Origin of the sequence: Synechococcus sp. H55.2 (genome assembly GCF_047462495.1) — a bacterium.
Lineage (GTDB): Bacteria > Cyanobacteriota > Cyanobacteriia > Thermostichales > Thermostichaceae > Thermostichus.
Genome location: NZ_JANSJH010000093.1, coordinates 1 through 10,574 on the forward strand (window position 1 = coordinate 1; position 10,574 = coordinate 10,574).

A 10,574-nucleotide genomic window follows, 5' to 3' on the forward strand; every position below is an offset into this window, starting at 1 on the left:
GTTAAGCTCAGTTGTTTGAATGCACTTAGGCGAGACGATTCTCCAGTGCTTTGGGCCGCTGCAGGCAACTACCCCTTCTGCCACTGGAATGACCCCAGCCACTTGATGCGGGATCCCTCTTGGATAAGAGAGGGCCAGATCGTTGCAGGAGAGAGCGCCGACAGGGCGATCTCCGTGCTCGGGCAAAGCAGAGGGTTATTGTTGAGGAGCTTAAAGTAAAGTTGAGGTTTTGATACTATCATTGCAGTCTCGTTACCAGAGGAGCTAGGGTTTAAGCATCAAAGCTTTTTTAAAAACTGCTTTAGGGGCCCCGGAGAAGCGACCTCTCTGGGGCCCTACTTCTGCCTAGGAAGCTGAGGGGGTTACTGGGCGGGCAGCGCACCTCGCCGGACGGCAGGCCCGAGGGCGCGGCTGCCGATGTCGGAGCGGTAGTGGGCTTTGGGGAACTGCACCTGCTCCACAGCGGCATAGGCTTGGCGCAGCGCTTCTGCTAGAGTTGCCCCTTGGCCGGTAAGACAGAGGACACGCCCGCCGTCGCTGAGAAGCTGCTTGCCCACCTGGCGAGTGCCGGCATGGAACACCAGGGCCCCGGTGGCGGCGGCGGCCTCCAGGCCGGCAATGGGGATCCCTCGCTCGTAGCTGTCAGGGTAGCCGGAGGCGGCCATGACCACGCAGGCGGCGTAGCCGGGTTTCCACTTCAGTTGCACCTCGGCCAGCCGTCCCTCGATGCAGGCCAGCAGCACCTCGTCCAGAGGGTTTTCCAACAGGGGCAGGATCACCTGGGCTTCGGGATCCCCGAAGCGGCAGTTGTACTCCAACACATAGGGATCCCCATTGGGCGTGATCATCAGGCCGGCGTAGATCACCCCCTGGTAGCGGATGCCCCGCCGCTGCAGAGCCTGCAGGGTGGGATCCAGCACTTGGGCTTGGATGCGGGCCAACAGTTCTGGGGTTACCAAGTAGTCTGCCGGAGCGTGGGCCCCCATGCCGCCGGTGTTGGGGCCGGTATCGCCATCGCCAAGGCGCTTGTAGTCTTGGGCGGGCAGCAGCGGCAGGCAGATCTGGCCATCCGTCAGGGCCAGCACCGACACCTCTTGGCCGGCGAGAAACTCCTCGATCAGCACCTGCTCGCCCGGCTTGGCCAGGGCCGCCTCCAGAGCCTGCACGGCTTCTTCCCGGCTATGGGCAACGGTCACCCCCTTGCCGGCGGCCAGCCCATCTTTTTTGATCACCACCGGATAGCTGCCTTTGCCTGACGCAGTCCTTGCATCCAGGTAGGCCAGCGCCTCGGACAAGTCGGCAAAGCCCACAGCCGGAGCCGTAGGGATCCCCGCTTCCTGCATCAGTTGCTTGGCCCAGAGCTTGCTTCCCTCCAGTTGGGCGGCGGCGCGACTGGGGCCGAAAATGGGCAGCCCCGCTGCCTGAAAGGCGTCCACAATTCCCGCCACCAAGGGCAGTTCCGGCCCCACCACCGTCAGGCGGATCCCTTGCACGGTAGCAAATCGCACCAGTCCCTCGATGTCGGTGGCCGCCAAAGCCACAGACTGACAGCGGGGCATCTGCTGCGTGCCGCCGTTGCCGGGGGCACAGTAGACTCGTGTAACCTGGGGAGACTGCAGCAGCTTCCAGGCCAGAGCGTGTTCCCGTCCCCCGGAGCCGATGACCAAAGCCTGCATGGTGCTATCCCACCTTTGTAAACACCTTGTCAACGCCGCTTGTTTATTTTGGGATGCTCCCCGAACATCCCCCATTAGACCATGTTCCCAACAGATTTCAGAGGATCCAGGCTAGTTTGACCCCAGGGGACGGCCCCGCCAAGTCCAGTTGCGCCCGCTGGTGGTGCGGATGGCAGAAGCCAAGATGATGGCTGCCGTCACCCAGCCTCCCACCGCCGTCAGCCACCAGTAACGCAGCGGCAGGTGGGCCCAACGCCATAGAAGCAGGCGGATGACCCCTTGGCCTAGGATCCCGGCCAGGCTGGCCGCCAAGACCTGCGGGGATCCCGTAGCCACAGCCAGGATCAACCCCAGCCAGGGCAGGCTGCAGATGCCCAAGACAGTGACCATCGCCAACACGGCGAGGGCCCAGTTGCGCTCCAGGCCCAGGAACCAGTTTTTCGTCCACCCTTCCCAGAGGGCGGCTCCATTGGCGTACATGCGGCATCGCACCCGCGACCCCCCTAGGCAAATCTGCAAGCCCAGGCCAGCCGCTTTGATGCGCTGGGCCAAGGCCACATCCTCGATAACCACATTGGCCATGCCGGCGTGTCCGCCCACTTGCTCGTAGGCGGAGCGGCGAAACAGCATGAACGGCCCGAAGGCAAAGGCCTTGGGACGCTTGGGATCGTTGACGGCGGCAAAGTCGTAGCCTGCCGCCAAGATGACCATCATGATGGGCTGCACCAGCCACTCGGCCAGACAGCCGCACACCAACTGAGGCCCTACGCTCACCAAGCCGCTGCCGCTTGCCAGCAACTGTCCTAGGGCTGCTTCGATGGCAGCGGATCCCAGCCGCACGTCGCAGTCGAGAAAGAGCAGGTAGTCGGGGGGATCAGGCTGGGCGGCCAGGGCGGCAACGGCTTGGGCACAGGCCCAGTTTTTGCCCACCCACGTTTGGCCTTGGGGGCGGGGATCCCCTTGGAGCAGGTGCAGCCGCGGATCTTGCCGTTCGGCGGCCAGGGCCTGGGCCAGCTCCCAGGTGGCATCGGTGGAGCCGTCGTCCACCAGCCAGACCTGCAGCGGGGCGGCGGTGCTGTCCAGGATGCTGCTCAGACAGCCCACCACATTCTCCGCCTCGTTGTAGGCAGGCACGATCACCGCCAGCCGCTCCAGGGCCGCTGCGACCTCTGCCGCTTGCTCCGGCAAGGGATCCCGCAGCCAGGGGGAAGCCCGCAGCGCCCGCCCCAGCCGCAGCGCCACCAAGGCAATCGCCAGGGCCGTTAGCGCCAACACCATCGCCAGGATCTCCTGGATTCCCACTCTTGCTTCCCTCTTTCAGATAAGGAACGGATTTTGCCCATGCCCTAGCCCTGGGATCTGCCAATCCTCTAGGCAGACAAAGCCCTCTCTACGATATCGCTGTAGGGGCGGGGGAAGATCAGCCAAACCTGGCTTTGCGTTTCCACCAGGGATCGCACCAGCGGCGAGAGCTGGGCAATTTCCACGTAGCCGTCCTCGGTTTTGAGTTGGATCCCTTGGTCGTAGAAGCTGTAGCCCTGGACGTGGGCCGAGCGAATTCCCAAATAGCTTTCTGGATCCAAGCCATCTCGCTGCATCTTCTGGCTTAGAGTTGCCACCAGCTCTTGGCGTCGCTCTTCTGGCAGGCGGCTGAGGTTGCGGGCCTTGAATAGATCCCGATCCAAATAGCGCCGCGCCAAATCGGCCAAGATGGGATCCTTCCCCGCCATGGCCCAAAAGCGAAAAGGGTAGCTGAACATCACATCGTCAGCAGCCAAATAGAGGGGCAAAGGCAGCTCGAAGGGATCCCCCTTTTGCACCGCCAGCGCCGCCCAACACCAGGCACTCAAGATGGGATCCAGCTCGATCTTTCCCTGGTGCAGGAGCACCTGGGCCCGCTTGAAGAGCCGCTCCAAAATAAAGCGGGCACACAGGCTCTTGGGGTGCTGGTACACCTGGGTGTACATGAAATAGCGCACCACCAGATAGTGCTCGATGGCTCCCAGGCCTTTGCGGGCGGGAATGGAGAGGGATCCCGTCTCCGGGTCGTAGTCCAACACCGTGAGGATGCGATCCAGATCCAGGTGGCCGTATTGGGCGCCGGTGAGCAGGCTGTCGCGCATCAGGTAGTCAAAGCGGTCGCAGTCCAGTTGGCTGGCAATAAGCTGCCCCACCAGCGGCAGGGGAAATTGTTTCTGCCACACCTGCTCCAGTTGGGCCGGCAGTTGCGGGTCAAACTCCGCCACCAGCGTGGCTATCTGGGGATCCTCCCGCGCGATGCGGGCCGTCCAGACCTCGTGTCGGCAGCCGAAGATCTCCTCGCCGGCATGGCTAAAGGGGGCATGGCCAATGTCGTGCAGCAGAGCGGCAACCAGGGTAACGGCGCGGTAGGGGCGCAGCTCCGGGTAGCGGCGGGCCAATTTGTCAAACAGGCGCCGCGTAACCTGCAGCACTCCCACCGAGTGGGTGAAGCGGGATCCCTCAGCGCCATGGAAGGTAAAAAAAGCGGTGTCCAACTGGCGGACGCGGCGCAGGCGCTGGAAGGCCGGGGTGTCGATGAGGCGAATCAGCAGCGCCTCGACCGGATCCCCGCCATCCAGGCTGATGGCACCGTGCAGGGGATCGTGGTAGGTGCGGGACTTGCAAAAACGCAGCGCCATACTCCCACCATACTCGCCAATTGGCCAATCTTCGGCTAGCTTGGCTGGGGGCTTCCCCCACCTCTGCAGCAAAGCTACCCCATGGGCTCCCCTACTTGGCAAAAGAGGCAAGCCCCCAGACCCGTTCGGTTGCTGCTGCTCTCTATGGCAATCGGGATGCTGGGGTGGGGGCTAACTGCTTGTTCCGAAGCCTCTGGATCTCCCCCCGCTGTTCTCATACCCAGCCCGCCCGCCCTCACCCGCTACGTTGCTCTGGGAGCCAGTGATGCCGTTGGCTTCAACGCCTCCATCTCCTGCGATGGTCCAGCCAACGCTGCCGGCACCCGCCCGCAGCGCTCAGAGCCGCTGGACTGCCCCAACGGGACGGGGTATGTCCCCCGCCTGGCCCGCCTGCTGCCCGGCCCGGTGGAGCTGATTAACTTGGGCCGCTCAGGAGCGGTACTCAGCCCAGCCATGCAAGCCCTGCGGGAAGGGATCCCGGCCAACCTGCTCCAGGATCAAGTGCCGCGCATCCCTCCCGACGCCACCCTGATCACCCTCTGGGTGGGCGGCAACGACACCAACGCTATTGTCTTCGCGGCAGCCCAACGGACTCTGCGCGGCGAGGATCCCTTGCCCTTTGTTGAGCGCCAGATCCAACAATTTGCCGCCGACTACCAAACCCTGCTGCAGGCGGTGCGGGCCCGTGCTCCCCAAGCTCGCCTGGCGGTGGCCAACCTGCCCAACTTCGCCCTGATCCCCCTGGGGCAGCAGCAGCCCAGGGGCCTGCGGCAACTGCTGGCTTGGGTCTCCGTCGGCCTCAGCCAACGGGCCATCAACCCCTTGAGCCAAGAAGGGATCCCCGTGGTGGATCTCCTCTGCGATCCCCGCTCCTACCGCCGCGAGTCTTTCTTCCCCGGCCCGCTGGCCGATGGCTTTCACCCCAACGACCGGGGATATGCCGACCTGGCCGAGGCCTTCTTGAGGATCCTGCAGCAGCCCGTCCCGCCCCAGCGCCGCTGCCCACCCTTTAGCGAGGTGGGATCCCTCCCCTCAGCAGCAGAAATCTCCTGGCCACTAGATCCGCACTCCCTCTAGGGTGCCGCGCCGATGATGCCTCTACATCCCCGCTCCTCTCCCGTAGCAGGAAAGAGGCGCTGGAGTCTTGGGAAACCCCAGCAAGCCGGTCTTAAGAAGCCGCCACCGCCGCCGAGGAGCGCCGCCGTCGTCCCAGGGCCAGCCGTTCCTGTTCCGGCTGGGCTTCCCCAACTGGCAGAGAGGTGACCGGCACAGACTCCTCTTCAGGCGACTGGACAAAAACCAGTACCGTCGGCTTGCCGGGCAGTTGTTCGCGGACAAAGCGGCGCACCACCCGCTCCACCTCTGCCTTGAGGCCGGCCCAGTCGATCTCCAGCCTGCCCCGCTCCAGCGAGCGGGCAAAGCGCGGCCAAGCTTGCTTGAGGGTGTCCTCCAGCAGGGGTTTTAGGTCGGATCCTTTAAAAGAATTGCCCTCACCCGCCAGGCCCAAACTTTGCACCTGCGGCGTGCAGAGCAACTGGCCGCTGCCATCCAAGCTGATCACTACCGTCACCATGCCATCTTTGGCCATCTGCTGGCGCTCCTGCAGCATCTCGTCCATGACCACCCCATCGTGGGAAGCGGCGATCATCTGCAGGCCAGAGGGGACGCGGCCCGTGACAGCAATGCGTTCACGGTTGACCTCCACCACATCGCCGTTGCCGATAATCACGATGTTTTCCCGCGGGATCCCCATGCTCATCGCCGTTTCGGCATGTTTGACCAGCATGCGGTACTCCCCGTGGGTGGGGACAAAGAACTTGGGACGGGTGAGGGCGATCATCAGCTTTTGATCTTCCTGGCAGCCGTGGCCAGAAACGTGTAGCCCCTTGTCCTTGCCGTAGATGACATTGGCCCCCAGCTCCATCAGCTTGTCGATCACCCGCGTTACTGCCAGCGTGTTGCCCGGGATCGGGTTGGCCGACCACACCACCGTGTCTCCCGGCTTGATCTGCAACTGCGGGTGCTCGCCATTGGCAATGCGGGTCAGAGCAGCCAGCGGTTCGCCCTGGGATCCGGTGGTAAGGATGATCACTTTGTCGTCCGGCAGGCTGTTGATCACGTGCATCGGCTGCAGCGTTTCGTCCTTGCAGCGGATGTAGCCCAGGCGCCGCGCGTGAGCCACCACGTTCAACATGGAGCGGCCCAGCAAAGACACCACCCGGCCCTGCTGCTCGGCAATCTGCAACACCAAATTGAGGCGATGTACCGAAGAAGCAAAGGTGGTGATGATCACCCGCCCCTTGGCTCCCGCAATCGCCTTGGTGAGACCGGGCAGTACAGAAGCCTCGGAAGGGGTAAACCCCGGCACTTCGGCGTTGGTGGAGTCGCTAATCAGACACAGCACCCCCTTTTCCCCATGCTCGGCCAGCCGCTGCAGGTCGAAGCGCTCCCCATCCACCGGGGTATGGTCGATCTTGAAGTCACCGGTCTGGATAATGACACCCACCGGCGTGTGCAGAGCCACCGTAAAGCTATCGGCAAAAGAGTGGGTGTTGCGGATGAATTCGGCAAAAAAGTGCTTGCTCAAAGGAACGATTTCGCGGGGGGCGACGGGGCGCAATTCTGTGCGGTTCAATAGCCCCACATCGCGCAGTTTCTCCTCCAGCAAGGCCAGCGCCAATCGGGGGCCGTAGATGACCGGAATATCAAATTCTCGTAGGTGATACGGGATCCCGCCGATGTGATCTTCGTGGCCGTGGGTAACCACCATCCCCCGCACTTTGTCACGGTTTTGCTTGATGTAGGTCATGTCCGGCAGCACGATATTCACGCCGTGCATACCCTCCTCTGGAAAAGCCAAACCGGCATCCAAGAGGATAATGTCATCCTCGTAGCGGAAGGCCCAGGTGTTTTTGCCGATCTCCCGTTCGCCACCCAGTGGAATCATCTGCACGGAAGAGGTGGTTTGTGGAGTCACAGAACGAGAAGCAACCGAAGAACGTGATGTTGGCATATGAGCTTAGATCCTCAACAGTAAAAAGCAAAAACAGAAATTGGCGCAAGCCATTCCCGACCCAGCTGTGGGTGAAAGCTGAACTCAGCCGCCACAACTCATCCATTTCCCAAAGGGGGAAAGAGCTTTTCAGGGAAAAAGCTACTTACCCACAGGTCAAACACCACAAAAGAACTCCCTGCAAACCCCGGTCATAGCGGAAGCAAAACCTCAAGGTGCCATCATGAAACTTTCGTCGCCATTTGCTTGGATCCCTTCGCTTCAGCCAGTAGGCCCATCTCTTCAAGCACCTGTCGCAAAACTTGCCGAGAACTGGGCTGCAGCGGCGCTAGGGGAAGACGCGCCCGACCCACTCGCCAACCTTGCATCTCCAGCGCTGCCTTGACCGGAACGGGGTTGGTCTCGACAAATAAAACCTTGAACAACGGAAACAGACGCAAATGGTGAGCCAAAGCTTGGTCGTGCTGCCCTTTGGCGTAGCTCTGAATCAACTCCTGCAGTTGTGGCCCAACCAGGTGACTGGCTACACTGACCACGCCACTGCCTCCCAAAGACAAAATCGGCAGGGTCAGGGAGTCGTCTCCCGAATAAATAGCGAAACGGGAGGGAGTAAGCCGCCGAATTTCTGAAGCCACTTCCATTGTACCACTGGCTTCCTTGATGGCGACAATCGTTGTCAATTCTGCCAATTTTGCCACTGTTTCCGGCTGCAGGCTCACCCCCGTCCGTCCGGGAATGTTGTAGAGCATGATGGGCAGGTCACTGGCCTGGGCAACGGCCTTGAAGTGCTCGTAAAGGCCGAGCTGGGTAGGCTTGTTGTAGTAGGGCACCACCTGCAGAGAGCCGTCCAAGCCCAATTGGGCAGCCTTGCGGGTGGCTTCGATGGCCTCGCGGGTGGAGTTGGAGCCAGTCCCGGCGATCACCTTGGCCCGACCGGCCACAGCATCTCGCACCACGCGGAACAGTTCGTACTCTTCTTGCCAAGTCAGGGTGGGAGACTCGCCCGTAGTGCCACAGACCACCAAGCCGTCGCTGCCGTGGGTTACTAAGTAATCGGCCAAACGAGCGGCCTCATCGTAGTTGAGCTCCCCCTCATCGGTGAAGGGGGTAACCATGGCCGTCAGCACTCGACCGAAGTTCACCGATTGCTTCTCCTCATCAACCTCACCAATCCAACATTTAACCCCAGGATCCAGACCAGACCGGGTTACTTCTCCATCATACCTGCCTTTGCGTCAGGGATCCCGCTCGCCTGCTCTGCCAAAGCCCAACTCATGCCTCACCCGGTTGCCACAGGCCCAAAAAAAGGAGATAACAAAGAAGGCAGACCGTTTGAGCACGGAATGTATAGCATTTGCCAATCTTGCCTCCGCCTTTGGGGGCAGCAGCCTTTGACCGACACCTCAGAGGATCCCTATGGACGCCCTAGCCGCCCTGAAAGAGCGGATTTCCGCCGACAGGTTTGATCCCAGCCGTCGTCTATCGGAAGCGGAGATCCGAGAGCTGGTTGCCTATGCTACGGAAGCCCCCTCTTCCTTCAACATCCAGCACTGGCGGTTCGTTGCCGTTGCCGATCCCGAGGACAAAGAACGCCTCAAGTCCCTGGCCTACAACCAGCAGAAAGTGGCGGATGCGGCGGTGGTGTTTATCATCTTGGGGGATCTGCGGGGGCATGAGAAGCTGCCTGAACTTGTCCAGAGAGCCGTTGCTGCCGGGATCCTCTCTCCTGATCGGGCGGAAGGCTGGGTGAATATGGCCCAAGCCACCTACGCCAACAATCCCGCTTTGGCGCGAGATGAGGCGATTCGCTCCGGGGCGCTGGCGGCCATGGCCTTGATGATCGCGGCGCAGGCGAAGGGGTTAGTGAGCGGGCCGATGATCGGCTTTGACCCGGAAGGGGTGAAGCGGGAGTTCGGCATTGCCGACCGCTACGTGCCGGTGATGCTCCTGGCGGTGGGCTACCCAGCTCCGGGCAACTTGCCCCGCAAGCCTCGCCTGGGGGTGGAGGAGGTGTTGGCTTTTGGGCGAGGGCGGGAGTTTTAGGAAGCCAGAAAATCGACCAATTTTTGCAGGCGATCCCAGGCGGCGCCGCTGGCAAGGATCTCCCGCGCTCGGGCAATTCCGGATCCCCAATCGGGAACAGCTCCCGCCACCTGCAGAGCCAAAGCGGCATTGAGGGCCACCACATCCTGCTGGGCAGGTGCTCCGGATCCCTGGAGGACGCGGGTGAGGATGGCGGCATTTTCCGCCAAGTCTCCCCCCTGGAGAGCCGAGGTGGGCGCAGGTGTGAGATCGTAATCTCGTGGGTTCAAGACTTCTGTGCGCAGGGATCCCTGGGAGAGCAGGCCCAGATCCGTGGCCCGCTCCAGCCCAGCCTCGTCGAGACCTTCCCGGCTGTGCAACACCACGGCTCCTTCCCGTCCCAACAGGCACAGGGCCTCGGCCATCACCGGCACCAGCTCCGGCGCGTACACCCCGATCACCTGGCGGTTGGGGTAGAAAGGATTGACCAAGGGCCCCAACAGGTTGAAAATGGTGCGAACTTTGAGGGCCCGCCGGTAGGGGATCACCGCCCGCATGGCCGGGTGCCAGTGAGGCGCAAACAAAAAGGTGATGCCCACTTCCGCCACCGCCGCCCGCACCCGCTCTGGCTCGGCGTTGAGGTTCACCCCCAGGGCCTCCAGCACATCTGCCGAGCCGACTTTGCCAGAGGCCGAACGGTTGCCGTGCTTCACCACCGGGATCCCGGCTGCACTGACCACAAAGGCCACGGCTGTAGAAATGTTAAACGTGCCGGCTCCATCGCCGCCGGTGCCGCAGGTATCCACCAACAGGGGCAAGTCCAGCGGGGATCCCAGCGAAGCCCGCTGCAGCACCCGCGCCATTCCGGCCAGTTCACCGGCGCTGACCCCCTTGGCTTGCAGAGCCGCCAGGATCGCCCCCGACACCACATCCGGCACTTGGTTCTGCAGCCAGCCGTTCATCAACTGTTCGGCTTGGGCTTCGCTCAGAGATTGCCGATCCAGCAACTGTCCCAAAAGCTGTGGCCAAAGGTCAGCTGTTTCCGTCATGGGTGGGGATCCTGGATGTCAGTGGGCATGCAAACGTATCGGCCCTCTCCGTTACTTGCTTTACATGGGTCGGGCCAGGCCAATGGTTAGTTTAGTATAGTGGGCCTGACCTAGGCCGGCTACCGCTCCCAGCAGAATGGGGGGCTCTGCTTCG

8 protein-coding genes are annotated in these 10,574 nt (G+C 62.1%); 2 read left to right on the top strand and 6 right to left on the bottom strand.

Features of this window, described 5'->3' with window-relative positions; translation table 11 throughout:
- Positions 1–362: 362 nt before the first annotated feature.
- The 3 genes from purD to NW844_RS10535 form a co-directional block, all read right to left on the bottom strand.
- Positions 363–1,676: a phosphoribosylamine--glycine ligase gene (gene purD, locus NW844_RS10525; RefSeq protein ID WP_414335468.1), complete on the bottom strand. Its 1,314-nt coding sequence runs from the start codon at positions 1,674–1,676 to the stop codon at positions 363–365.
- Positions 1,677–1,787: 111 nt separating this feature from the next.
- A complete protein-coding gene (locus NW844_RS10530) occupies positions 1,788–2,978 on the bottom strand; it encodes a glycosyltransferase (protein ID WP_414335469.1) in 1,191 nt (396 codons plus the stop codon).
- Between the two features lie 68 nt (positions 2,979–3,046).
- A complete protein-coding gene (locus NW844_RS10535; RefSeq protein WP_414335470.1) occupies positions 3,047–4,336 on the bottom strand; it encodes an HD domain-containing protein in 1,290 nt (429 codons plus the stop codon).
- A gap of 144 nt (positions 4,337–4,480) precedes the next feature.
- Here NW844_RS10535 and NW844_RS10540 point away from each other — a divergent pair, with 144 nt between their 5' ends.
- Positions 4,481–5,413: an SGNH/GDSL hydrolase family protein gene (locus tag NW844_RS10540; protein ID WP_414335472.1), complete on the top strand. Its 933-nt coding sequence runs from the start codon at positions 4,481–4,483 to the stop codon at positions 5,411–5,413.
- Positions 5,414–5,504: 91 nt separating this feature from the next.
- Here the strand turns inward: NW844_RS10540 and NW844_RS10545 are convergent, their stop codons facing one another.
- Entirely contained in the window at positions 5,505–7,349 is a 1,845-nt protein-coding gene (locus NW844_RS10545) for a ribonuclease J (protein ID WP_414335474.1), read from the bottom strand.
- A gap of 221 nt (positions 7,350–7,570) precedes the next feature.
- Positions 7,571–8,491, bottom strand: coding sequence for a 4-hydroxy-tetrahydrodipicolinate synthase (gene dapA / locus NW844_RS10550; protein ID WP_414335476.1), 921 nt, complete (start codon positions 8,489–8,491; stop codon positions 7,571–7,573).
- Positions 8,492–8,765: 274 nt separating this feature from the next.
- Here dapA and NW844_RS10555 point away from each other — a divergent pair, with 274 nt between their 5' ends.
- Positions 8,766–9,392 (top strand): nitroreductase family protein, encoded by a 627-nt coding sequence (locus NW844_RS10555; RefSeq protein ID WP_414335478.1) that lies wholly within the window; start codon positions 8,766–8,768, stop codon positions 9,390–9,392.
- On the opposite strand, the gene trpD is transcribed toward NW844_RS10555, so the two are convergent.
- The gene (trpD, locus tag NW844_RS10560; protein ID WP_414335480.1) at positions 9,389–10,420 is read right to left on the bottom strand and encodes an anthranilate phosphoribosyltransferase; all 1,032 of its coding nucleotides are present in this window, start codon (positions 10,418–10,420) and stop codon (positions 9,389–9,391) included. The genes NW844_RS10555 and trpD overlap by 4 nt on opposite strands.
- Positions 10,421–10,574: the final 154 nt, after the last annotated feature.

Excerpts from the sequence above, each read along its gene's own strand:
- purD (WP_414335468.1), bottom strand. The coding sequence starts at position 1,676 with ATGCAGGCTTTGGTCATCGGCTCCGGGGGACGGGAACACGCTCTGGCC.
- NW844_RS10535 (WP_414335470.1), bottom strand. The coding sequence starts at position 4,336 with ATGGCGCTGCGTTTTTGCAAGTCCCGCACCTACCACGATCCCCTGCAC.
- NW844_RS10540 (WP_414335472.1), top strand. The coding sequence starts at position 4,481 with ATGGCAATCGGGATGCTGGGGTGGGGGCTAACTGCTTGTTCCGAAGCC.
- NW844_RS10545 (WP_414335474.1), bottom strand. The coding sequence starts at position 7,349 with ATGCCAACATCACGTTCTTCGGTTGCTTCTCGTTCTGTGACTCCACAA.
- NW844_RS10555 (WP_414335478.1), top strand. The coding sequence starts at position 8,766 with ATGGACGCCCTAGCCGCCCTGAAAGAGCGGATTTCCGCCGACAGGTTT.
- trpD (WP_414335480.1), bottom strand. The coding sequence starts at position 10,420 with ATGACGGAAACAGCTGACCTTTGGCCACAGCTTTTGGGACAGTTGCTG.